The sequence below is a fragment of the uncultured Roseivirga sp. genome, from assembly GCF_963973945.1.
Classification (GTDB): domain Bacteria; phylum Bacteroidota; class Bacteroidia; order Cytophagales; family Cyclobacteriaceae; genus Roseivirga.
In genome coordinates this window covers 29,303-54,585 of the sequence record NZ_CAXBBV010000016.1, presented here as the reverse complement: position 1 = coordinate 54,585, position 25,283 = coordinate 29,303, and the positions used below count along the sequence as shown (strand labels likewise).

Annotated in this window: 21 protein-coding genes; 7 read left to right on the top strand and 14 right to left on the bottom strand. The window is 37.6% G+C overall.

Annotated features, from left to right (window positions below; translation table 11 throughout):
• Positions 1-81: 81 nt before the first annotated feature.
• Positions 82-636, bottom strand: coding sequence for a hypothetical protein (locus AAC026_RS18310; RefSeq protein WP_339701145.1), 555 nt, complete (start codon positions 634-636; stop codon positions 82-84).
• Positions 637-1,058: 422 nt separating this feature from the next.
• Between AAC026_RS18310 and htpG the strand changes: the two genes are divergently transcribed.
• Positions 1,059-2,951, top strand: a complete 1,893-nt coding sequence (htpG, locus tag AAC026_RS18305; protein WP_339701142.1) for a molecular chaperone HtpG — start codon at positions 1,059-1,061, stop codon at positions 2,949-2,951.
• 445 nt (positions 2,952-3,396) lie between these two features.
• On the top strand, positions 3,397-5,901 hold the full coding sequence (locus tag AAC026_RS18300; RefSeq protein WP_339701139.1) for an ABC transporter permease: 2,505 nt from the start codon (positions 3,397-3,399) through the stop codon (positions 5,899-5,901).
• 70 nt (positions 5,902-5,971) lie between these two features.
• Here the strand turns inward: AAC026_RS18300 and AAC026_RS18295 are convergent, their stop codons facing one another.
• Positions 5,972-6,844 (bottom strand): lysophospholipid acyltransferase family protein, encoded by an 873-nt coding sequence (locus AAC026_RS18295; protein WP_339701136.1) that lies wholly within the window; start codon positions 6,842-6,844, stop codon positions 5,972-5,974.
• A gap of 263 nt (positions 6,845-7,107) precedes the next feature.
• On the opposite strand from AAC026_RS18295, the gene AAC026_RS18290 reads away from it, so the two are divergent.
• Positions 7,108-7,635: a DinB family protein gene (locus AAC026_RS18290; RefSeq protein ID WP_339701133.1), complete on the top strand. Its 528-nt coding sequence runs from the start codon at positions 7,108-7,110 to the stop codon at positions 7,633-7,635.
• Between the two features lie 21 nt (positions 7,636-7,656).
• On the opposite strand, the gene AAC026_RS18285 is transcribed toward AAC026_RS18290, so the two are convergent.
• The 6 genes from AAC026_RS18285 to AAC026_RS18260 all read right to left on the bottom strand — a co-directional run bounded on the left by AAC026_RS18285 (position 7,657) and on the right by AAC026_RS18260 (position 13,928).
• Positions 7,657-8,670: a GntG family PLP-dependent aldolase gene (locus AAC026_RS18285; RefSeq protein ID WP_339701131.1), complete on the bottom strand. Its 1,014-nt coding sequence runs from the start codon at positions 8,668-8,670 to the stop codon at positions 7,657-7,659.
• Between the two features lie 174 nt (positions 8,671-8,844).
• Positions 8,845-9,300 (bottom strand): MarR family transcriptional regulator, encoded by a 456-nt coding sequence (locus tag AAC026_RS18280; RefSeq protein WP_339701128.1) that lies wholly within the window; start codon positions 9,298-9,300, stop codon positions 8,845-8,847.
• A 251-nt stretch (positions 9,301-9,551) separates the two neighbouring features.
• Entirely contained in the window at positions 9,552-9,965 is a 414-nt protein-coding gene (locus AAC026_RS18275) for a DUF2721 domain-containing protein (protein ID WP_339701126.1), read from the bottom strand.
• On the bottom strand, positions 9,962-10,213 hold the full coding sequence (locus tag AAC026_RS18270; protein ID WP_339701124.1) for a hypothetical protein: 252 nt from the start codon (positions 10,211-10,213) through the stop codon (positions 9,962-9,964). Before AAC026_RS18270 ends, AAC026_RS18275 begins: the two co-directional genes overlap by 4 nt.
• Before the next feature lie 223 nt (positions 10,214-10,436).
• Positions 10,437-11,732 carry an HlyD family efflux transporter periplasmic adaptor subunit gene (locus tag AAC026_RS18265; RefSeq protein WP_339701122.1) on the bottom strand — a complete coding sequence of 432 codons (1,296 nt, stop codon included), beginning with the start codon at positions 11,730-11,732 and terminating at the stop codon, positions 10,437-10,439.
• Positions 11,733-13,928, bottom strand: a complete 2,196-nt coding sequence (locus tag AAC026_RS18260) for a peptidase domain-containing ABC transporter (protein ID WP_339701119.1) — start codon at positions 13,926-13,928, stop codon at positions 11,733-11,735.
• A 307-nt stretch (positions 13,929-14,235) separates the two neighbouring features.
• On the opposite strand from AAC026_RS18260, the gene AAC026_RS18255 reads away from it, so the two are divergent.
• The 3 genes from AAC026_RS18255 (at position 14,236) to gwsS (ending at position 16,841) form a co-directional block, all read left to right on the top strand.
• A complete protein-coding gene (locus tag AAC026_RS18255; RefSeq protein ID WP_339701117.1) occupies positions 14,236-14,436 on the top strand; it encodes a hypothetical protein in 201 nt (66 codons plus the stop codon).
• A 186-nt stretch (positions 14,437-14,622) separates the two neighbouring features.
• Positions 14,623-15,642: a grasp-with-spasm system ATP-grasp peptide maturase gene (gwsG, locus tag AAC026_RS18250; protein ID WP_339701114.1), complete on the top strand. Its 1,020-nt coding sequence runs from the start codon at positions 14,623-14,625 to the stop codon at positions 15,640-15,642.
• 167 nt (positions 15,643-15,809) lie between these two features.
• Positions 15,810-16,841, top strand: a complete 1,032-nt coding sequence (gwsS, locus tag AAC026_RS18245; protein WP_339701112.1) for a grasp-with-spasm system SPASM domain peptide maturase — start codon at positions 15,810-15,812, stop codon at positions 16,839-16,841.
• Between the two features lie 158 nt (positions 16,842-16,999).
• On the opposite strand, the gene secDF is transcribed toward gwsS, so the two are convergent.
• From secDF to AAC026_RS18220, 5 genes are all read right to left on the bottom strand, one after another.
• On the bottom strand, positions 17,000-20,038 hold the full coding sequence (secDF, locus tag AAC026_RS18240; protein WP_339701110.1) for a protein translocase subunit SecDF: 3,039 nt from the start codon (positions 20,036-20,038) through the stop codon (positions 17,000-17,002).
• Between the two features lie 153 nt (positions 20,039-20,191).
• On the bottom strand, positions 20,192-20,563 hold the full coding sequence (locus tag AAC026_RS18235) for a hypothetical protein (RefSeq protein ID WP_339608828.1): 372 nt from the start codon (positions 20,561-20,563) through the stop codon (positions 20,192-20,194).
• A 34-nt stretch (positions 20,564-20,597) separates the two neighbouring features.
• A complete protein-coding gene (udk, locus tag AAC026_RS18230; RefSeq protein ID WP_339701107.1) occupies positions 20,598-21,230 on the bottom strand; it encodes a uridine kinase in 633 nt (210 codons plus the stop codon).
• Between the two features lie 17 nt (positions 21,231-21,247).
• A complete protein-coding gene (rdgB, locus tag AAC026_RS18225) occupies positions 21,248-21,838 on the bottom strand; it encodes an RdgB/HAM1 family non-canonical purine NTP pyrophosphatase (protein ID WP_339701104.1) in 591 nt (196 codons plus the stop codon).
• Positions 21,839-21,918: 80 nt separating this feature from the next.
• Complete coding sequence (locus AAC026_RS18220) at positions 21,919-23,601, bottom strand: sodium:alanine symporter family protein (protein WP_339701101.1); 1,683 nt, start codon at positions 23,599-23,601, stop codon at positions 21,919-21,921.
• A 349-nt stretch (positions 23,602-23,950) separates the two neighbouring features.
• Here AAC026_RS18220 and AAC026_RS18215 point away from each other — a divergent pair, with 349 nt between their 5' ends.
• Entirely contained in the window at positions 23,951-24,544 is a 594-nt protein-coding gene (locus AAC026_RS18215) for a transposase (RefSeq protein ID WP_339608832.1), read from the top strand.
• 184 nt (positions 24,545-24,728) lie between these two features.
• Here AAC026_RS18215 and def read toward each other — a convergent pair whose 3' ends face one another.
• Complete coding sequence (gene def, locus AAC026_RS18210; RefSeq protein ID WP_339701098.1) at positions 24,729-25,283, bottom strand: peptide deformylase; 555 nt, start codon at positions 25,281-25,283, stop codon at positions 24,729-24,731.

Sequence of the window (25,283 nt, the reverse complement as noted above, 5' to 3'; positions counted from 1 at the left end):
GCAGGGTAGTGATGTATAAGTAGGTAGATCCTTCATGCGGAGCTTTGCAGGGATCCGAAATAAGATTCTCACACCAGACCTTTACCCAGCTTTATCGAAGAAGGACTCAATCAACTCATCTGTTAGAATCAAATCTACGGTTGGAAAAACTTCTTTCAATACCCCATCTTGATAAATACCATAGTAGCTTATTTCAGATTTTTCTAAAATTTTCAGCCCCTGATGAGTAATATTAACTAACTCAACCCCTTCCAAGTCGTATTGGCTCTCAAATAATCCAAATTCCCGGTTACTTTTAGACACCAATAAAAAAACCTGCTTATCTGGATTAGTTCTCTTATACTTTTTAAGTATAGAAACACTGGTAACAACACACGATTCACATTCATTATTTGATAGTTTAAGAAAGAATATAGGGCCTTGAACAGACGTTAGGTTATTTAAATCAAGATCAGCCTCTTTGCTCTTTATCTCAAACCCTTTTTGAAACTGTTCTACGAGCACATCCTTGATTCCCTGAATTCGCTCCATTTCCAATTCAATCAACTTAGTTTCCAACTCTGTAAGCCTTTGATCCTCTACCTGTTTCGTTCCACACCCCGAGACAACGCCTACGAGAAGAATTATTCCAACCATCTTAAAATACCTCATACAAACTTATTATACTCTCTTTTTCACCTAGATGCGAAAATGATTACACCTGAACCACCAATTGAATCGTAAATTACGTTTGCTACAAATCCGAAAAAAGTCCTGTATTTAGGTGATTAGCAGCAAACAAGGTAAAGGAAGCAATAAATGACAAGGTGAAAATTAGACCCATTTTTACTTCGAAAATATTTTCTTTTTTTCACAATAGAACATTAGATACACTAAATTGCAATAATAATCCAATATACTACTTTTATTAAAGAATAATTTATTTAACTCACTACGTATTGCGAAATGAAGAGCTGTGCATCCCCCACTCTTAACCAATCCTGCCACCCTGTCACCCCTTCCTGCTTGGTATGGCCTTTGTCTTAATGGACTTGGATTAAAAAAACTGACAATAAGCCATGCAAGAAAAAGGTACAATCTCGATTCACACCGAGAATATTTTCCCAATCATCAAGAAGTTTCTCTACTCAGATCATGAGATCTTTTTAAGAGAATTGGTATCGAACGCAGTTGATGCCAGTCAGAAAATGAAACGCCTTGCCGCATTAGGCGAATACAAAGGTGACCTCGGAGAGGTAAGGGTAGAAGTAAGCGTAAACAAAAAGAAAAAAACGATTACTATCAGTGACCGAGGAATCGGGATGACAGCTGAGGAAATCAAAAAATACATCAACCAAATCGCCTTCTCTGGCGCCACTGAGTTTGTAGAGAAGTTTAAAGATGCGGGCGATGCCAAAGAAATCATCGGTAAATTCGGTTTAGGCTTCTACTCTGCCTTTATGGTAGCCGATAACGTAGAAATTGACACACTTTCTTATCAGGAAGGTGCAGAACCTGCCAAATGGATCTGTGACGGTTCTACAGAATTCGAAATTACTGAAGGAACAAGAAAAGAAAGAGGTACAACCATCACACTTCACGTGAACAAAGATTCTGTTGAGTTTTTGGAAGAATCTCGTATTCAGAACGTGCTTACCAAGTATGCCAAGTTCCTTCCTATCGAAGTGAAGTTTGGAGAGAAAGACAAGCAAGTTGAAGACGGTGAAGACAAAGAGGGCAAGAAGAAGTGGAAAACGGTTAAGGTGGATAACATCATTAACAACACTACGCCACTTTGGACAAAATCACCAAATGATTTAACAGACGAGGATTACCTAAACTTCTACAAAGAACTTTATCCGTTCTCTGAAGAGCCATTGTTCTGGATTCACCTTAATGTGGATTACCCGTTCGAACTTACCGGTATTCTTTACTTCCCTAAGTTGAAAAAAGACTTCGAAGTACAGAAAAACAAAATCCAGCTTTACTCTCGCCAAGTATTTATTACTGACGAAACTAAGGATGTGGTTCCTGAATTCTTGATGTTACTTCATGGAGTAATTGACTCACCAGACATTCCATTGAACGTTTCGCGTAGTTACTTACAATCAGACGGAAATGTGAAGAAAATCAATACTTACATTTCTAAAAAAGTTGCTGACAAACTGAGTGAGCTTTTCAAAAAAGAGCGTGAGTCGTATGAAAGCAAATGGGAAGACATTGGTCTTTTTGTGAAGTACGGAATGATCTCTGACGAGAAATTCTATGACAAAGCAAAAGACTTCGTGTTGGTGAAAAACACTGCAGGCAAGTACTTTACAATGAAAGAGTACGAAGCGCACATTGAATCCAACCAAGTAGACAAAGACAACAACAAAGTTTGGCTTTACGCTACGAACGTTGCAAAGCAAGACTCATTCATTAGCGATGCAGTTGACAAGGGCTATGATGTGATTGTATTGGATACTCCAATCGACAGCCACTTCATTAACCACATGGAGACTAAGATGGAAAACACACAAATCAAACGTGTGGATGCCGACAACATCGACAAGCTGGTGGATAAAGATGAAAAGCGCGAGTTGGTCATCAATGACGAGCAGAAAGAGGCTGTGAAAGGTGTTTTCGATAAAGCAATCAATAACAAAACTTACACTGTGGCTATTGAGCCTTTGGCACCATCAGACGCTCCAGTTTCTGTAACCATGCCTGAGTTTATGCGAAGAATGAAAGACATGCAAGCAACTGGCGGTGGCGGTTTCAACATGTTCGGTTCAATGCCAGACAACTATAATGTAACCGTAAATGGTAATCATAAATTGGTGGACAAAATCATCAAGGCTGGCGAAGAAGGCGACAAAGAAGGTTTGGCAAAACAAGCATTTGATTTGGCCCTACTTTCTCAAGGTTTGCTGGAAGGAAAAGCCCTTACCGATTTCATCAAAAGAAGTACTGCCATTTTAGGCGAGTAATTCTTTACTACATACATCAAATCAGAAGCCTCAATTCAGCAATGGATTGAGGCTTTTTTGTGGCTATAGATACGGATACTGAAGCTTCTGTCGCAGGTTTTCCAAACCTGTGACCACCTATTAAAAAGGGACTCTGTCCCGCTAAAAAGAACTTACCTCCAAAAACAACCAATTGCCTTGGTGCTAAACGGACAGAGTCCTAAAACCCATAAAGCGTCACAGGTTCGGAGAACCTGCGACAGTTGTTTTAACGTCAACTCTTCAACACCCAAACACATCAGCACTTCAATACACCCCTACCGTCCGTCACCGAACACTTCTGTTCTCTACGGCACAAAATAAAAAGCTATGCGCTACAAAAACGGCCATTTCAGCTATTAAACCCCTACTTTCTTTTGGCACTCGTTTTGGAAACAAACCATCAGAAATCCCTAAATTCATTCCCATGCTGAAGAACATGTTCAAGGTTGCCTGGCGCAACGCACTCGCAAACAAACAATTCACCGCCCTCAATATCCTTGGGCTTTCTATTGGCATTACGGCTTCTCTGCTGATTACCCTTTATGTTCAAGAAGAACTGTCTTACGACAACTTCCACAAAGATGCGGATCAAGTCTTTCGCATCAATCAACCAATGATTTGGGGCGACTGGGATACAGGCTTTAGCTCCACAGCTCCCGGAGTAGCAATAGCGCTTCGCGAAGATATTCCTGAGTTTACTGAAGTACTGCGCATTCACGATTCTGGCGAAAACTTGGTCACTTACCAGCCAAAAAAAGGTGATCCTGTTTCGTTTAAAGAAGCACGCGTATATACAGCCGAAGCCAATTTCTTTAATCTTTTTTCTTTTCCTGTTTTAGAAGGAAATCCTGAAACGGCCTTAGTAGAACCTTTGAGCATTATTATTACCAAAAGCATGGCCACCAAGTATTTTGGGGAAGAAGACGCCATGGGCAAAATACTAGAAGTAAGACAAGGCGAAAAAGCGGGGCCATTCAAAGTAACCGCTGTGTTAGAAGACATCCCGTCCAACTCTCATATCCAATTCGATATGATGACTTCCATGAGTACTTACCATTACATTGAAGCACGCCAATGGACATGGGTTTGGACTACATTTGTAACCTATGTAAAGGTTGCTCCTGGTACCGATCTCCAAAAAATTAATACAAAACTACAGGCCATTCCTCCAAAGTGGGCAGCTCCAGCAGTAGAGCGCGCCTTTGGCGAATCTTATGCAGAATTCGTTCCTGATGGCAAAAAATGGACACTCACAATGCAGCCCATTCGTGAAGCCTATTTGCATTCGCCTATTACAGGCAACAGAATCGGCCCATCTGGAAATATCGCTTACGTCAAAATATTTAGTGCTGTAGGAATCCTAGTGCTCATACTTTCCTGTATCAACTTCATGAACCTTTCTACCGCTCGTTCGGCTGGAAGAGCGAAAGAAGTTGGCGTTAGAAAAGTACTAGGCTCTGGGCGAAAAACGATTGCAAATCAATTTATTTTCGAGTCTGTAATGTTCGTTTTGGCAGGCACAACCATTGCTCTAATTCTGTGCGAATTATTTATAAGTCCCTTTAACACCATTGCCAATAAAACACTTTCGCTCCAAACAGAAATATCTAATCCTTTGTTTTTAGGTGGAATATTAGTCTTCATTTTAAGCTTAGGGCTTATTGCAGGTAGTTATCCTGCCTTTTACCTTTCTTCTTTCAAACCTATTCAGGCTTTAAAAGGCAAAGTAAGCAATGGCTTTAGGGGAAAAGGAATTCGGAACACCTTAGTCGTGTTTCAGTTCACCATTTCTGTAGCCCTTATTATCACCACATTCTTTGTTCAGAAACAACTGACTTACACTGCCAATTATAATGTAGGCTTCGAAAAAGAGAACATTCTTCAAGTACACAACCTAGAATTAATTGACAATTCGAGTATCGTTACTTTACAGAACAGGTTAAAACAAAACCCAGCCTTTACCCAAGTAGGGTATTCAGATTTAGTAGCTCCAAATATTTATAATGAAGATAAATACAAAGCTGAAGGCCCAGAAAATAATGTTACCACACTCAACCGCATAATGGTTGACGAAGATTATATCGATCTACTCAGTCCTCAATTTATTGTAGGACGTAATTTTGATGACAATAGAACTAGTGATGAAAATGCCGTTATCCTGAATGTTTCAGGGGCAAAAGCCTTAGGTTTTGGAGGCCCAGAAACCTATGACACCGATAGCCCGCTAGGCAAGCATGTTACCTTTCCCGGTTCTGAAGACCCAAAATTTGAAGTGATTGGTATAGTGGAAGATTTCAATTACAACGATCTTCGAATGATCATCGCTCCCTTAATGATTGCGCACAAAGAAAATGAACACCTCTTTGATATTGGCACCTCTTTTCTTTCTGCCAGAGTTGACCCAACTCAAATTAATTCTGGAGAAAAGATGTCGAAGCTCTTAGATGAAGTAAAAACTGAATTGGCCTCAATAAAACCTGGACTTCCTTTTCAATACAGTTTTATGGATCAGGATTTTGAAAATGGCTTCCGTACCGAACAACGCATGACTTCAGTACTCAATATCTTTACCGTAATGGCTTTATCAATTGCCTGTATTGGCTTATTCGGACTGGCGGCCTTTACCTCAGAGCAGCGTACCAAGGAATTGGGCGTAAGAAAAGTATTGGGTGCCAGTGTAAAAGACATTGTGCTTCTATTCAGTAGTGAATTCACTAAATTGGTAATCATTGCAATTCTGATTGCAACGCCATTGGCCTATTATGCAGTAAAAACTTGGTTGGCAGATTTTGCTTACCAAACCCCAATAACAGCTACGGTATTTATTATTGCTGGCGGTTCCGCACTGCTTATTGCCTGGGGAACTATCAGTTTTCAGTCTTTAAAATCAGCTTATAGAAATCCAGTGGAAGCATTGAGAGATGAATAGGGAATAACAAACTCTCCAAAAGTTTAAAACTTTTGGAGAGTTTGTAGCGACAGCCCCATCTTCATCGATATTATTTATTGACCAGAAGTACCTCTTGTTCTTTCTTTTGGTCATACTTCCAGCGCTTGTGTGACCATAAGTAATCTGAAGGGTTTTGGCGAATGGTTTCTTCAAGTAGCTCAGCAAATTTCTGAACAATCTCTTGCCCTCCTTTTTGATAAGGTGGAGACATGACAGGCTTAAACTCAACCTCATAATGTCCTTCTGATGTTCTTCTAGTAGCAGAATAAAAAACAGGGTAATTAACGATTTGAGCAATCTTTTGAGGCCCAGTGTAAAAAGCAGTCGATTGATTCAGAAAATCAATCCAATATTTATCCGCTCCAATAGAAGGTAACTGATCGGCCAATATACCTATGATTCTCGGTTCATTTTTACGTTTTATAATTTGTCTTAATGCGGAATCTTTAGGTAGCGCGCGCCCACCATGGCGGGTTCTCAGGTTGATCATCAATTGGTCAAACTTGGGATTTTTCACAGGCTTGTATAGAAATTCCATTGGGTAACCTATCTGCTGCCCAATAGAAAAAGCAGGCCATTCCCAGTTGGCGGTATGACCTGAAAGCAAAATTACGGGCTGACCTTGATCTAAGTATTCAAGCATCGCTTGAGCATTCACTAGCGGCACACGCTTTTCCCAATCTTTCTTTTTAAACTGATAGGCCTTAATCGACTCAATAAAAACCTGAGTGAACTGTATGTAAAACCCCTTTTCAATTTTGAACAATTCCTTTTTTGTATGCTTAGGAAAAGTTTTACTCAGGTTCTCTCGTACCACTGACCTACGATAACCTACTGTATGATAAAGCATGAAAGAAATTGCTTTCCCTATTGAATATAAAAACCAGAAAGGAAGTAGCGATATAAGCTTGATCAAAAACATCGCGCAAAGATAGAGAAATGAGAAGTTGGAGGCTTATAAAAAACTTATAAAAGCAATCACAACAACCTTAATAACTGATTTAAAGAAACTTGAAATTATTTTCCATGCTGCTAAATCCACTCGTGACCAATACACCGTAAGTTAAGGTGGTATATAACAAAGTGTTTTAGTTAGTTGCAAAACCGAGTGATCAGAAGGATGGCTCGGTTTTCTTTTTGTCCATCACAGAAAGATGTTCTACCTTCAATCTAAGGACAGAAACAATGGAAAAAGATCAAATTAAAAACAGGCTTACTTCTGTTTATTCAAACTTTGTAAATAGCTGCAACTCACTCACTAAAGATGAGTTTGAATATGCTCCAGAAGGCAAGTGGTCGGCTGGGCAGCAAATGGAGCATTTGATAAAAAGTACTTCTCCGTTGAATCAGGACATGGGTTTACCAAAATTCCTGATCAAACTTAAGTTTGGTAAAGCCAATCGTCATTCAAAAAATTTCGACCAGCTAGTGGAGCGATATAAAGAAAAACTTGCCTTAGGAGGAGTAGCTGGTGCTGCCTCTTCTCCCCAAAAAGTAGACTTCAATAAAAAAGAAAAATTCATCAATCAGCTTCAAAGTAATATCGAATCCATCAATCAAAAACTTGATAAATGGACCGAGGCACAACTAAACGAGTTCATTCTTCCCCATCCACTATTGGGGAAACTTACGGTTAGAGAAATGATGTATTTTACCATTCACCATGCAGACCATCACCGTAACTTGATTAAAATTTACTTGAAAGGGGTTTGAAATAGAGTTCAAACTAAGTCCTTATAGCTTTTTTAATACCTGTAAAAGGTCTGTTAAATGATCTGGGGTGAAATCATAGTGTGTTACAAAACGGATTAGCTGAGGACCGAAGCCAAAAGCCAAAACATCATGCTCTTTCAGCTTCGCTAAAAAAGACTCGTTAGTATAGCGTTCACTTATTCTGAAAATCAGGATATTCGTTTCACAAGGATAAATCTCTTCTACATAATCTAAACCTTTCAAAGTATCGGCTATGATTTGAGCATTTTTGTGATCTTCTGCCAAACGCTCAATATTATTTTCTAAAGCGTACAAACCAGCCGCGGCAATGTATCCCGCTTGTCGCCAAGCCCCGCCCATTACCTTACGCACACGTTTGGCTCGTTTAATTTTATCAGCAGATCCCAATAACAATGAGCCTACCGGAGCGCCCAAGCCTTTTGAAAGACATATTGAAATCGTATCGAAAGTTCTACCGTAATCCTCTGCCTTTTGATTTTTAGCAACCAAAGCATTGAACAGCCTAGCGCCATCTAAATGGAAGGCCAAACCATTTTCGGTACACACTTTTTTAATGGCCAGTATTTCATCGAAATCATAACAACTTCCCCCACCCTTATTCATGGTGTTCTCTAGCGAAACCATTCTTGAAACGGGTGAATGAATATCATCTGGTTGAATTGCAGCTTTAACATCTTTGGCCGTAACTCTACCTTGGTCACCCTCCAGCAAGCGAACGGAAACTCCTGAATTGGACATAATTCCACCGCTCTCATAAAGGTAGATATGCGAATATTTATGGCAGATTACTTCGTCTTGTAAAGTGGTATGTAAACGGATTCCAATCTGGTTGGTCATAGTACCAGAGGCACAATAAAGTGCTGCTTCCATCCCAAACATATGGGCTGCTTTCTTTTCTAAAGCAGCTACGGTTGGGTCTTCGCCAAACATATCATCGCCTACTTCTGCAGCCATCATAGCGGAATGCATTTCAGGAGTAGGCTTGGTTAGAGTATCGCTTCGTAAATCTATCAAGAGAGTAAATTTTAGAACTGGAATCTAGGAGGAAAAGGGAGGAAGTGCAAATGTTTTTATTCGAGTCATTTCCCGGTCAGGAACCTTATGTTCCTAACCGGATTATCTCCGTTTCAACCTAAACATTAGAGATTTGAAGCTAAACCAGCTCCAAAATGACCTGACCGTCTGTCATTATTTGGGTGTGTAATCTCCTAGCATTGTGCGCAGCTTTACCAGCTCTTGCTTTATGCTGTAATTCGTTTGTGCGGGAACACTTTTTAAAAATTTAGCAAAGTGTATCTCCATAGATTTCATCATTTCATCCTTACTCTCCACACCACGTTGAGTAAGTTTTATCCGAAATGACCTACCGTCTGCTTCATTACCTTCCTTTTCAATCCAGCCATTTCGTTCCATACGAACAATCATGCGAGAAATTGAAGGCAAATCCTGAAGTGTAACCCGACTGACATCAGTAGGGGTTACACTACCGTGATTCCAAAGCATAATCAGTACCTGCCATTGCTCGGGAGTAACTGAATACCCCTTTAAAGCCCTAATCAACTCTCGATGAAAGAGCAAATAGGTGCGGTAAAGATTATAGCCAAGATTGCTATTTAAGTGAAAGAGAGTCTTACCGAAATCCATGAGTAGATGGTAAATCTCCTCAAATATAATCAAAATACTTGTTTAGACAAGTATTTTGATAAAAATAAAACACTGATTGAGTCAGCGCGTGATTAATCTCTTAAAATGCTGTATAAATGGAGGTCAGTATCAGGTTAAAATAAAAGCAATAATATTGCTCGCTACCAGTACTGCCGGCCAGAAACAAAAAAACTAGATAAGTAAATATTATGGAATGGAGATTATCTTGGGAAATGTAAAAACAGGCGATTTTATATTCTATTGGTAGATTTCTGCTCTAAATCGCTCAATTCAAGATTAAGTGCCTTGGTCGAGATTTGAGTCTCAATAAAAGAAAGCACCAAGGATGCAAGCAAGAGAAAAAGGCTTGCACCAAAAATAAGGTCAGCCATTTGTTGTTCGCGCAAGTACATAAGTACCATACTTAGTACACAGCAGAAAAAACTAGCTATTCCCAACGCTTGCATATTACGAATGAGTAATAACCTAACTCTAAGGTTTTTGATTTGACCTAATATAGTAGCAGGCGGATCTTTATGATCTAAATACCTTTGTCTTAAACCACGGGCCAAAGTAGCCAGAGCCACAAAACGGTTGGTAAAAGCCAAGAGCAAGAGGGTGATGGCTGGAAAAAGCAATGCTGGGGTTGAGATGTCTATATTCAATTGTTTCGCTTTAAATCTTCAAGATTCTTTTCACGCTGCTGCTTCCCTTCTATCTTCTTATCTAAAGTAAGGCGCCAAATAAGAATAAGCGTAGCTAAACAGGATGGATACAAGATAAACTCCAACCAGTATTTAGCCATCACAGGGTCAGAGAAGTTATCAACTCCAACAACGTACTGTAGCGCCAAACAAACACTCATAATGCTTGCTAGCACTATCATTATTCGCTTCTCAACTTTAGTTTTCATACTGCAAAGTTAATGAAGAAATATTAGTGTATGTCCCGTCCTAAAAAAGCGTTACACAAAAAGTAATGTTATGAGAGAAGAGACACGTTCTTAAAACAAAAGAGACTACCTTTTCAGACAGCCTCTTTTTATAACTTGATTTTAATCACCTGTTATTCACGATTTTGTATCCAATCTATTAGGTACAATCCCTTGATCCTAGGTGACCTGAACGTAAGAGTAGTCAATTCTCAAAAACGCTTCTTAAATTACTAAAAAGTCTTTCAACTAATCGTAAGTCCTCAGTAATGATTTCGGCTGTAGCCATCATTTCAGGACTATATTTAATATCAATGTCATATGAGGAATTTAAACCATTGGTCAATTCCACTTTCAATTTATAAACATCTTTATTTGGCAAGACAGGCAATCCTATCACTTTGGCATTGATAAACCCAAAATCATTATAAGGGTAATTGTCTAGTTTCAATTTGACCTCTTGGCCTACCTTAACTTTGCCAAAACCAGCGGATGTGATTTCTAACTCAACTTCATACTCACTTGCTGGAGAAACAATCGCAAAAAGTCTATCCCCTGAATCAATTAGCTGATTTACTTTCACCCTTCCTAGATAGTCTAACCTGCCATTTGCAGGTGACCTGATTGTAAAATCATTGTTCCATCTAATGATGTAATTCTGCAACGAGCTTATTAATCCACTTATCTCATCTTTATATGTTCTAATCTCTGCAATTCTGCTTTGAGTAAAGTCATTTATTTCTGATTGATAATTTGCCCTTGTAATATCCATCTGAATAATACTTTTTTTAATCGATTCCTGAGAGATCAAAGATTGATTATAAGTATACTGCGCATTAAGAAAGTCAAATTGAGAAATAAGCCCTTGTTTGAATTCTTGTTCTTTCATTTTGAACTTTCCCTCAGCAAATTCTAAATCTGCCTTGTTTAACTCAGTTTCTCTAATCGTAATTTCTTTTAACTTTAAATAGCTGTCTCTCTTGAATTTAAGTTCAACCAATTTTTGGGCTGCACTTTTATCAAACAAAAAAAATTGGTACTCCTCTAAAAGGTTTTTTAAATCCAAATAGTTAGGTGTTGCATCATAAAGATTAATCTTTTCATCAAAATTAAATTGATAGTTTTTTGGATCTTTTAGGAAATTTTTTGCTGACTCCAAAAAAGATTCCAGATATTGTATTGAGCTAAAAGACACGGGATTATCTATTTCTGCAATAATACCCCCTATTTCTACTGTTTGGCCATTTTGAACAATGAGATTACCAATTCGGCCATTAACTTTACTGATGATGTATACAGGTGGAGTTTTGGTTGATATTAAGGCCTTCCCAGTAATTACATCTGGATACTTGATAATGTAACTCAGCATCAAGGCTACTAAAATTATTAAGATCAAAATTGAATTACCCCATTGGATCATCCATTTTGGTGCTCTTGTAAGAATATCCTGAATTTCTTCAGATCTTAATTCAATGTTAACATGATTATTTTCTTCTGACATCTAACTCCCCAGTTCAAGTTGATTTTTCACCAATTCGTAATAAACTCCTTTTTGCGCCACTAAACCCTTATGATTACCCACTTCAACTATTCTTCCTTTTTCCAAAACCACAATTTGATGTGCATTTTTAACTGTACTTAATCGATGAGCAATTACGAGTACTGTTTTATTCTGAAAGAATTTGTCCAAATTCTCCATAATGGTTTTTTCATTGTTGGCATCAAGTGAAGAAGTGGCTTCATCAAAAAAGAGAAATTTCGGATCTTTGTAAACAGCTCTGGCAATTAATAACCTTTGCTTTTGCCCAGTACTCAAGCCTGTACCCTCCATTCCTATTTTGGTATTGTAAGCCAATGGCAATGACTCAACAAAGTCCCTCAGGTTAGCTACGTCCAGAGCGTGCACCAATTTGGCCTTGTTTATAATTTCATCACCAACTGCTACGTTACTGGCAACGGTATCATTAAATATATAACCCTCTTGCATCACAACTCCGCACTTGTCTCTCCAGGCCTGTTGAGAAATTGAATTCAAGTCGGTATTTCCGACAAAAATATTCCCATCCCTAGGTTCGTAGAATTTAAGTAAAAGCTTCATTAACGTGGTCTTTCCACCACCACTTACGCCCACTATAGCGGTAACTTTATTAACTGGAATTGTTAGATCCAAGTCCTTTAAAACTTCAACATCAGAACCGGTGTATCGAAAAGTAACCTTTTCAAGAATGATATCTTTATCAATAGCTACTTCTGTATTTTTTTCAAAGTCATGTTGCTTTTCATCTTCCTTGTTATGAATTTCCGCCAAACGATCGAGTGCTATTTTGGCATCTTGAAATTCTCTGACAAAATTTATTAATTGAACTACAGGAGAATTTAACTGCCCCACTATATAGGATATGGCCATCATCATACCCAAAGTGATTTCGCCTTTAATGACAAGCGTAGCGGAAAGCGCCACAATCAATATGTTCTTCAACTCATTAATAAAAGAAGAACCAACGCTTTGGTACTGTTCAAGGGCCAACCCTTTTATTGATAGTTTAAAAAGCCTAGCTTGTAAATGTTCCCATGCCCAACGTTTTTTCTTCTCGGCATTGTGCAGCTTGATTTCCTGTATACCATTGATTAACTCGATTACCTTGCTCTGTTCTATACTTACTTGGCTGAACCGTTTGTAATCAAGGTCTTTTCTTTTCTTTAAAAAAATTACTACCCACAAAAAATAGAGCACACTACCTATTAAAAATACACCAAAAATCTGAATATTATATAAGGAAAGTACAATTCCAAAAATGATAAGGTTAAGAAATGAAAAAAGCACATTTAAGGAAGAGGTAGTTAAAATTCGCTCTATCCTTTTGTGATCGTTGATACGTTGTAGAATATCTCCAGTCAGCCGAACATCAAAGTACGAAATAGGCAGGTTCATCAATTTGATAAAGAAATCAGAAATCAAAGAAATATTTATTCGAGCACTGATATGAAGTAATATCCAACTTCTAATTAATTCTATGGCTGTCCTACCAAAAAACAAAAAAAGTTGAGCAATCAAGATCAGATATATGAACTCAATATCTTGATTTTGAATACCGACATCTACAACACTTTGCGTTAAAAATGGAAATACCAACTGCAATAAACTTGCAGCCAACAGACCTATAAATAGTTGCACTAATAACTTTTTATACTGAAAGAGGTATTTAGAAATAAACTTGATATCATAATATTTTTCCTCCTCATAGTCCTCCTGATAGAATTTAGGAGTGGGCTCTATTAAAAGGGCAATCCCTTCTTGGGTTGTGGCATCCGCGTTGTTGCCAATCCAGTGTGCTATGAATTCATCTTTGCTATATTGAAGCAAACCAATTGCGGGGTCTGATATATATACTTGATCTTTTTTGATTTTATAAACGACTGCAAAATGATTCTTGTTCCAATGCACAACGCAGGGCAATGGCGCATCCTTTTTAAAATCATTAAAATTGAGTTTAACACCTATTGTTCGAAAGCCAATGGCCTCCGCTGCATCACTTAACCCCATCATGCTACTTCCCCCACGGGTGGTTTCACAGAGCTTACGTAGTTGCTGTAGGGGAATTGTTTTGTTGTAATACTTGGCTATAATTCTAAGGCTAGTCGGACCACAATCTTTTTGTTCTTGTTGCTTGTAAAATGGGAAGTTTAATGATCTCATTTAAAACTTTTAGTATAGAATATTTGAGTAAAGAAAACTGAAAAATACGCAATAAGCAATAAGATATACAACACCTTATAATATACTGATACTCACTTTTGTTCTAACACCTCTTTTGAACTGTAAGTTAATTTACTCCTAATAATTTCTAAAGTGAGGATTATTTTTTATTAATAAACTAGTATAATTAATCAAACCTTCATACTTTTAAAATGATATATCAGCATATAATTTCTGGAAAAGGGAAGCTGAAAACTTTCCAGAGAGATTAAATAAATAGAGTAGGTGAACTTAAAAGTAAAATTTTATGAAAAAGTCATTGTTTAAAAAAAATGAAATTACAAGGAAAGAGGCCGGTAAAATAGTCGGAGGTTTCGGACGTACTGGTACTGGAAATAACACCATTGGGATGAAGGATACATCTCGTTATGTTATTCCTTGGGGTATGGTACCTGACTCAGAGTTTGCTGATGATCATCAGGATTATGATACGGATGAACCTGTTTGAGAACAAATTAAGGAGAGTAAGCTTTTATTCTCCTTATAATCTTTCCGTTCTAATTAATTCAATGAATCTATCAAATAACCGTACATCACTTGTTTCAAAACAGTAATTATTCCTAAAGCAAAACAGAATTAGATGTTGTATTAAAAACACTTTTTTTTAATTTTTTTTTAAAATACTTAAAGAGATATGATATTAATAATCAGCATGTCTAAGATGGAAGACACAACAGATATGGTTATGAATTGGCTTGATGGACTTAATGGAGATTACTACAGACTCAATGGTGATGATTTCATTGAGAAAACAGATATTATTAATGGACAGATACAGTTTGAAGACTTTGACCCTGAAGCTATTAACATTATCTGGAATCGTAGATGGTCCTCTAGTAAACTAATTAACAAAGGAAATGAGGTGTATTATGATGCTTTAGGAGCCCAAAATGCGAGCGCACTACTATCATCACTCAGACGAGAAACTGGAGTTTTGAGATCATTCTTAAATTTAAATCTAGATAATAAAGTTTGGACAACGCGCCCAGAAAAAATGTCAGCAAACAAAATAGAGAATTTAGAGATAGCAAAGTCTTGTAATTTATCAGTGCCAGAATACGTGATTACATCTTGCAAGTTAACCCTAAGTCAATTTGCAAAAAGGCACGAAAGAATTATCTGTAAACCTATCTCTGAAACGCCTCATTTTACAAGTTCAATTGACAATAATATTGTTGAGAGTATAATTCTATATACAAAAGGGTTTACGGTCGATGAAATAGAAGATATCCCTAGTTCTTTCTTTAAATCTCTTTTTCAACAAGAAATTCTAAAAGAATTTGAAATTCGAGTTTTTTATTTATGTGATACCTGTTACTCAATGGCTATCTTTTCTCAAAATGATAAACAGACTCAGCTAGATTTCAGAAACTATAATGATGAAAAACCCAATAGAACGGTGCCTTTTAACCTTCCAAAGGAAGTTGAATACAATGTGAAAAAATTTTGCAGAAAAGCTGGATACACCATGGGTTCTTTAGATCTCATAAAGTCAACAGATGGCAATTATTACTTCTTGGAAATCAATCCCATTGGTCAATTTGGGATGGTATCCTATCCATGTAATTATTATTTAGAAAAAAAACTTGCAGAACACTTAATAGGCCAGAATGAAAAGAACAAACAAAAAAGGAACACTAAAAGAATCGTTTGAAATCTTAGAAAATGAGTTGCCTCTTTTTTTTAAAAACCCAAAGACGAAAGAACATTCGGTAAAAGGGTCTTCTAATTTTACTGGTTTAGACGAATTTCCAGTTTACAATTCAAAATCTTCAAGTTGTCAACAATCCTATAAGCCAATTTCAAAAATACATTTCATCAATGAATAAGTCTCATTACATAAATCTTTTTGCCAATTGTATTCCTGTTAAGGGAGCAAAGAATGTAATTGTTTGTGATTTACAACGTGGTGTATACTTCGAAATAGACGAGGTCCTCCACCAGATTCTTATGGAGCACTCTAATAAAACAATTGAAGAAATAATCGAGGTGTATGGCCAACAATATGAAGATGAAATTATCAATCAGTTAGAGCAACTTTTGAAAGAAGATCTTATACATATTACTGGTGAGCCACATTTATTTCCTGAATTAGACCTCACCTGGGAGAGCCCCTCAATAATTACAAATATGATTATTGAGTACGGTGATTATTTTGAAGAAAAGGAAGAAGAAATAGTAAACGACCTCATTAAATTAGGTGTGCAATATCTTGAATTGAGATTCTATTCACAGGTGAGTTATGAGAAATTATGTACAATACTTCAAAAAATACGAGAAACCAAGATTGCTGGAGTTTATTTAGTACTTCAAAATTTTCCCTGTAACGATATTGACAAGTTTTTCGCAGTAAACCAGAGAATTATGCATATCATGCTAGCAAATGTCGCAGACTCAGAATATAAAAATTATAAAAATTACGATAAGATATCTGTAGTTAAGAATACAATAGTAAATAACGAAAACTGCGGAATTATTTGCCATAGTTCATTTCAAGTGAATCTAGAGTTATTTACGGAAAGCCAAAAATTTAATTCCTGTTTAAATAAAAAGCTTTCCTTACTCGAAAATGGCGATATAAAAAATTGCCCTTCGATGCCTGAAATTTTAGGGAATATTTATAAATCTGGCCTAGCTGAAATACTTAATTTAAAAAATGATGTTCTTCATAAATATTGGGACATCACAAAGGATCAGATTGAAGTTTGTAAAGACTGCGAATTTCGTTATATCTGTACCGATTGCAGAGCCTTTAGGGAAAGTGATTCTAATATTTACTCTAAACCTCTCAAATGCAGCTATGACCCATATAAAGGTAAGTGGGGAGATAACTTAAGAAATCTTGATATCTGATGGGCGGTACTTCTGTTCCAGTAAAGCTCCGCTTTTCAATCCCGTACTGCGTTATAGCCGAGAGGGAACTGGATTATAGCAGAAGATAATTCAAATGAAGAGGCCGTCTGAATATTACTTTTGGGACGGCCTCTTCATTAAAATAATATTTATAAAATTTAAGCCTGATTTGCAGAAGCTGCTGCTTTAGCACTTGCCTTTGCTCTTGAATATTCTTGTTCCTTATCCGCTGCTTTGCTTAATGTTTTCTTAGACAAATCAACTACAATTGGTGATGCAATAAATATTGAAGAATATGTACCTACAATAATACCTACCAAGAAAGCAAAAGAGAATCCTCTAAGTACTTCTCCACCAAAAATAAATAAGACCACAACCACAATCAAAGTGGTCATTGAAGTAATCAACGTACGACTAATGGTGCTGTTAATAGATTCGTTAAATGTACCCACTAAGTCTTTTGAACCCTTAAGCTGTAAGTTCTCACGAATCCTATCGAACACTACCACGGTATCGTTTATAGAGTACCCTATTATAGTTAGCAAGGCTCCTATAAACACTTGATCCACCTCAAAATTAACTCCAAATAAGCCCGCAATAGCAAATGCAGATAGTACAATTAAAGAGTCATGTACCAACGCAATAATTGCACCCAGTGAGAATTGCCATCTTCGGAATCTAATAAGGATATAGAAGAATATGGCTAGTATAGCCAAACCAAACGACTCAAGTGACGAGTCTTTAATATCATCTGCAATGGTCGGAGATACTTTAGATGAACCACCAATTATAAATTGACCTGCTTCTACATTATCAACTGTTCCATCCACAAACGTCTTATTAGTGATCTGACTCAAAGCACTTGTTAATGCCCCTTTTACAGCAGCATCCGCTTCAACTGATTCATCCTCGATCAAGTAGGATGTTGTGATTTTAAGCATATTTGCAGTATTATAAGTTTTCACTTCAATACCAGAATTTGCAAAAGTCTCCATTCCAGAGAGCGATGTTTTGATATCAGAAGCTGTCATAGCTTCATCAAAATTCACTACATAAGAACGTCCACCTTTAAAGTCTACACCAAGTCTCAAGCCATTAGTAGCCATCAATATGATACCGACTGCAATTACAATACCTGACATTAAGTAAGCCAATCTTCTTTTGCCCAAGAAGTCGAAATGAACATTGTTCAACCAACCTTTTGACATTGGAGTGTCGAAGCTAAGTTTGCTGTCATTTCCTTTCTTGGTCATGTAGGTAATGATTACCCTAGTAATAAATACTGCAGAAAAGAAAGAACATATAATACCGATCATTAAGGTTACAGCAAATCCCTTTAATGGACCTTGGCCTAAAACATAAAGGATCACCCCGGTAAGAAAGGTAGTTACATTGGCATCAATAATAGAGCTGTATGCTTTTTGATAACCTGATGATATGGCTTGCAAAATCGGAATACCGTTTCGCATCTCTTCCCTGATTCTTTCGAAAATAAGTACGTTCGCATCAATGGACATACCAATCGTCAGCACGATACCTGCGATTCCAGGTAAGGTTAGCGCTGCACCTAAGTTGGCAAGAATACCAAGAATAAAGAAGATGTTGAAAAGCAAAGCTACGTTAGCCACGATTCCACCTTTTGCATAATAGAAAATCATAAAAATGACCACAATGGCCAAACCTGCCAAAATTGAGGTTACCCCTTGTCTTTGAGCCTCTTTACCCAATGTTGGTCCAATCACAGCTTCTTCAACAATTTTTGTTGGCGCTGGAAGTGAACCTGCTTTAAGAATGTTTGCAAGATCGTCTGCCTCCTCTATTGTAAAGTTTCCACTAATTTGAGAATTCCCGTTTTGAATCTCTTCTGGCACATTTGGCGCAGTATATACATAGTTATCAAGCGCAATTGCAATACTTCTTTGAATGTTCGCCCCAGTAATGTTTCTCCATTTTTTCGCTCCCAATGCATTCATTTGCATGCTTACAGCTGGCCTCATATATTCGTCTAAAGATTGACGAGCATCTGTAATTACTTCACCAGTTAAAGGAGATTCACCTCCTCTGCCCATTTTAATGGGATAAAGCTCAAGTAATTCAGTTCCCTCAACAGGTTTTACTCCCCATAAGAACTTTAATGTGCTTGGGAATAGCTTTGTGATACTTGGGTTTTTAAGTACTCTGTTGATCTGCGAAGTATCAGCTAAAGAGTAGAAAAAACCCTCAGAAGGACCTTGCTTCATTAAAGAGAAGAATTTTGATTGACCTGGAGTAGCCAATTCTTCTTCAGCAGTTTTGGTAGTATCACCTGACAATTGCTCTTCAAGAGAGTTTTCTTGTCCGTCAGTGCTTTCAGCTTTCAATTCAGAAGCCAAATCGGTTGTAGGCTTTATTGTTTTATCTGCTGCTTCGATTTTTAAAAGCGCATCGTTAATGGCAGAAAGTGTAGGAGCAACTTCACTTGGAGCATATACTTCCCAAAACTCTAACTTAGCAACACCTTGTAATAGTTTTCTAACTCTTTGAGGATTGTCAACTCCTGGCAATTCAATTTGAATTCTACCTGTTCCTTGAAGTCTTTGGATGTTGGGTTGTGATGTACCAAATCTATCGATCCTGGTTCTCAGAATTTGGAAAGCACGATCGATGGCATTATCCACTTCTTCGTTAATTACCTTCATTACCTCAGCATTGGTTGAACCAAATTCAATCCGTCCTTTGTTGGCTGCGTTTGCAAAAATTCTACTTAACTGTCCGCCAGATGTTACATCAGCATAAGCTGTTTGAAACAATTGAGCATATGGTGTTTGCGTGTTTGTTTTATGCGCTTCCTCTGCTTTGGCTAATGCTTCTCTAAATTGCGGATCCTTGCTATTTCCTGCAAGCCCTTCAATAATAGCCACTGGAGAAACCTCCAAAGTAACATGCATTCCGCCTTGTAAATCGAGACCAAGGTTCAATTCATATTCTTTGATTTCTTGGTACGTAAAATCCGCGCCTAAAATATTAAGTACAGGCTCTCTCCAAATAGAGTCAAGGTATGATTGTTTCTTTTGCTGGTCTATTACTCCTGCCTCATTTTTAGCATAGTTCACTGCGTCTTGCTGGATTCCTCTAGAGAAAAAAGTGATCCCGAGGTAATAAAGACACAGAGCCGTAATGATCACTGTCAAAAAGACTATGGTATTCTTATTTTTCATTTTGGTTTATGGTTAGTTAATCGTTTGGAGCTTTTTTGAAAATTAGTTAGCAAATGAATGACAACTGCCTTCAAATACTCCTGAATTGATATAATAAAGTTTATTTTATTCGCGAGGACTTATTGCATCATAAGAGGCAATAAAAAAGAAAGCCTATGGGGCATTCGGAGATATTTTCTTTCGGAAAAGATTCTTGTAATGAGGTGAATCGTACAATGGAACACTAGGGTATCGAATCTGCTTTTCTTCAGATTCTCTAATTACTGTACCAATGAAAACGGGGATAAAGGCTTGAAGCTGAACTACCGTAGATGGTAATGCCAGTTCACAAGTGTATTCATATACAGTTTCCTTTTTATCACCTTGATCATCCTTTTCTTGCTGATCGGTTGACTCTGAGGCCAAGTTAATTCTTAAACTCTGGTAATCGATAAGTTCTTGAGCCACCACAAATACAGCCACAAGCACTCCCAACACGTAGAAGAGGGTTCTTTTTATGCCTGATATTTTCGGTGTTATTTTCATTTAGCGGATCAAATTTATAGAATAGAGTTTAGAATCATACAGTATGCTCATTTATTTTCGATTGAATAAATGATTTTACTACATCCAATGCCACTCCAAAATCAGTATTATTAGGCACTACAATGTCTGCTTGCTCCTTATGCGGCTCAATATATTTCTGATATGACGGCATAATATGGTTCTCATATTTGTACAGCACATCATCAGCATCATAGCCTCTTTCTACTCTATCTCTTGTTAGCCTTCTCTGAAGTTTGATATAATCCTTCGCGTCCACAAAAATTTTCATATCAATGAGCTCAGAAATTTTTTGATAATGGAAAATGAAGATTCCTTCCACTAAAATTACGGGCGCAGTTTTTATTACTATGTTTTTGGGTTGAACATTAGGGTTATTGAAAGTGTACTCTTGCTTTTCTACATCCTTCCAATTGCTCAAAGCCAAAAGATCGCTAGCAAAATGTTCGTAGTCAATGGATTCTGGCCTGTCGAAATTAAACTCTCCATTTTTATCTACCAGTTGATGTTCTCTTGGTCTATAGTAATCATCTTGAGAAATACTGGCTACTCCTGAATCAAAGCTCTGCATTAGTGAACGAAGAAAACGCGTTTTCCCTGATCCACTCCCTCCTGTGATTCCAATGATATAAGGCTTATTTTCAGACATTTTGCAAAAATAGTAACCTAAACCGATTTACCTTCTCTGCCTTTTAAAAATTTGATAAGTTTATCAAATGCTCTTTTTCTATGGCTAATCGTATTCTTTATTTCTGAAGATAGTTCTCCAAAAGTTTTATCGTAGTCTTTAGGTTGAAAAATTGGGTCATAGCCAAAACCACCTTCACCCATTACTTTACTTGTAATGTCACCCTCAACAATACCTTCAAACTGAATAGGCTCACCGTTTTCTATATAGGTAATCACCGTTCTGAATTTTGCGGAGCGATCGTTAGCGAATTTTAGTCCTTCCAATACCTTTGCCATGTTCATACTAGAATCTCTTTCTGGCCCAGCATATCGGGCTGAATAAACTCCTGGCTCACCATTTAAGGCATTTATCTCTAACCCTGTATCGTCAGCAAAAACAGGAATGCCATAATGTTCAAAAACATAGGCAGCTTTTTGCAATGAGTTTCCTTCCAGTGTATCCTGCGTTTCTTCTAGTTCTTCCGAACAACCAATTTGTTTTAAAGACACTAGTTCAAACTGATCTCCTAAAATCTGAGAGATTTCTTCAAGCTTGTTTTTATTATTAGTTGCGAAGCAAATTTTCATGGCGCAATTTAGTTGAATGAAAACAAAAGAGCCGCCTCAAGTTTATTTAAGGCGGCTCAAAATATTCTTAAACCAAAGTATTATTCAGGGGTTTTCTCATCAGGATATTCCTCCTTCATCCCTTTCCAATAATCAGCAATTGTACTCTTCATATCCTTTCTCAGTAAGAAAATACCCAAAAGGTTTGGCAAGGTCATTACCGCAATGGCAATTGCGGCTACAGTCCAAATTATAGTAGTATCGGCAATGGCGGCAATAAAGAAGCCGGCTACATATACAATTCTATAATATTTAACTGAGCCCGAGCCCCACAAGAATGTCATTGCTCTATCTCCATAATAAGACCATGAAATTGCTGTACTAAAAGCAAACAGTAGAATGCCAATGGATACTATGTACTGGCCGTATTCTCCAAACCAACCTTTTGTAAAGGCAATTGCCGTAAGTGGAACACTATGGATCAAGGACTTTCCGTAAAAAGAGATCCTTCCATCAACTGGTTTTCCATTTGAAATGGCAACCTCTCCTGTGAGAGGCCCTCCTCCAAAATATTCATTTACAGTAATGTCTTCAGCCAGAGATCGCGCATGAATCACGGTTACATTACTCGTTATTTTTCCATTTTCTACCTGAAGCATTCCGTCAAAAACAGGTAATGGGTTTTCACCAGATAAATGCTCTTTCAAGGCTACTCTTCCAGCCTTGTTGTCGTCTGTATAATCATGCCCAGCCAAAATCGACATGTCGGTTACTGCAAAATCATTTAAATGTTTTTCTTGCCAAACACCTGAAGAAAGAAGGGTTAGACCTGTAATAGAACAGATAATGATGGTGTCAATAAACGGCTCTAAAATAGCCACCATTCCTTCAGATACTGGCTCATGCCCTTTGGCCGATGCGTGGGCAATTGGTGCAGAACCTTGACCTGCTTCATTTGAAAATAATCCTCTACCTACCCCAACATTGAAGGCGTACATTATGGTTGCTCCTAAGAACCCTCCAGTTGCCGCTGTGGTAGTAAACAAGCTTGTGAAAATTGAAGTGATGGATGGAATTAGGTTTCCGAGGTTTGCGAAAATAACAGAGAAGCAACCTAAGAAGTAAACGATAGCCATTGCTGGCACTAACTTTTCAGTAACTGATGCAATTCTTTTGATTCCCCCAATAATCACAAATGCCAAAATGAGAGACAAAACAGCTCCTGTCATCCAAGGTTCAATGGCGAAGGTTGATTTTAATGCTGAGGATATACTATTGATCTGAGGCATGTTGCCCGTTCCGAAAGAAGAAAGAACAGTAGCAATTGCGAATACCACCGCAAGCCACTTCATATTCAACTTATTTTTCATGTAGTACATAGGCCCTCCGGCCATTGTACCGTCTTCGGCTACTTCACGGTACTTATGAGAAAGCGTAACCTCCACAAATTTGGTACACATACCAATGGCGGCAGTAACTACCATCCAAAATAATGCTGCAGGACCTCCTAAATGAACAGCAAGTGCAACACCTGCAATATTTCCAGTACCAACCGTACCTGAAAGCGCTGTAGTTAAAGCTTGAAAATGCGATGTATCTCCCTGATCTCCAGCCCTGTCAAATTTTCCACGTACTACTTTAAAGGCGAAGCCAAAATATCTTATTTGAGGAAATTTAAGATAAATAGTGAAAAACAGACCCACGCCTAACAAAGCAAATGGGAACCATCCTGCACTACCTATATAGCTATCTATCAGGGAAAGAAAATCGTTGAGTTGCTGCATAATTCGGTTTTATGGTTTTTAAGGAATCCACAAAAATAGGGATTAATGCTTCTGAACAAAGCTTGTAATTGTATTAGTGACAATCCTTGGTTCGAACGGGGGGAGCTTTTAGTTAGTAATAGTATTGCCACCTGCTACCAGACCAGCACCAAAGGTCAGGCCTGATGCTATAGTGTTTCAAGCCTGATTTTTTCGAGAAATACTCGCACTTCCTGGCCTAGCCTCCAGTTTGACGTGCCATTCAGACTTTGATCTAATTCTGAATTAAGGTCGGCACCGAAGGTCAGGCCGAATGATCTGAAATATAAAGGCCTATGTCTTTTAAGGAATATTCATAATTTGAAGAATTATGGAATTACAATCAGACAACATCTATCATGTCTACAACCAAGGAAACAATAGGCAAGCTATTTTTGAAGGTTACAATGATTATCTAATGTTCTTAAAAAAGGTGAGACAATTTGTAAAACCCCATTGCGATATTTTGGCCTATTGCCTGATGCCAAACCATTTCCATTTTCTTCTTAATGTAACAGAAAAGTCAACTGAGCTTGTTAAGCAAGGAAATATAGAAGTTACCCGACTTAGTAATAGCTTTAGGTTACTACTGAGTCAATATGCTTTAGATTTTAATAAAAAGCATGATCGTTCAGGATCATTATTTCGGCAAAAAACTAAATCCAAATTAATGGTTGATTCGAATCAAGCTTTTATCTGTTTTCAATACATCCACCAAAACCCGTGGAAAGCTGGCTTAGTCGATAAAATAGAAGATTGGGAGTTTTCATCTTTCAGGGATTATTCACTCATGAGAAACGGCTCGCTTTGTAAAAAGGAGATTGCCTTTAATCTCATTGATGTGAATGAACAAACCTTTTTAGAAGATTCCTACGGAGTAGTGATTGAAGAAGGGTTGAGGAATACATTGTTTAGCCATAACTAGTACGCAAGTCTGACGTACCGTCCGAATTTGATCTAATTCTAAATTAAGGTCTGACCTTCGGTGCCGACCTTAATTTAGAATATTTAAAGCCTCAAATTTTTCGCAGAAGTATTCGTAATCCCCAAGTCTGACGTGCCGTCCGACTTTAGTTAAAACCATAAAAGTTTTCTCTTTACACTCTTGACTACTTCTTGCTTGGGAATCGCATTCGGTAGTCTGTTTTTATCGATCCTTTTGAGATATTAAGCAATTTTGCTCGAAGCATCTGCTTTTTTAAGCCTTTGATATAGTCCGTAAAAAGAACCCCATTGAGGTGATCGTATTCATGCTGAATCACTCGGGCAGTCATTTCATCGAACTCCTCTTCGTGCTCATTCCAAAGCTCATCGAAATAGCGAATAGTAAGTTTTTCAGGACGAAGGATATCGCCATGTACATCTGGAATACTCAAGCATCCTTCTTCAAAACTCCATTCTTCACCGTATTCGTCTAAAATCTCAGGATTAATAAAAACGCGTTTGATACCTTTTCCTTCTTCCTCTTCCATTTTGGTGGAATCGATCACAAAAAGCCTTTTGGACATTCCTATTTGCGGAGCTGCCAAACCAACACCATTGGCATTATTCATGGTGTCGTACATTGCCTCGACTAACTTTGTAAGATCTTCAGAATCTCGATGAAACTCCTTGGCTTCTTTCCTTAAAACAGTGTCTCCGTAAGCTACTATTGGGTAAATCAT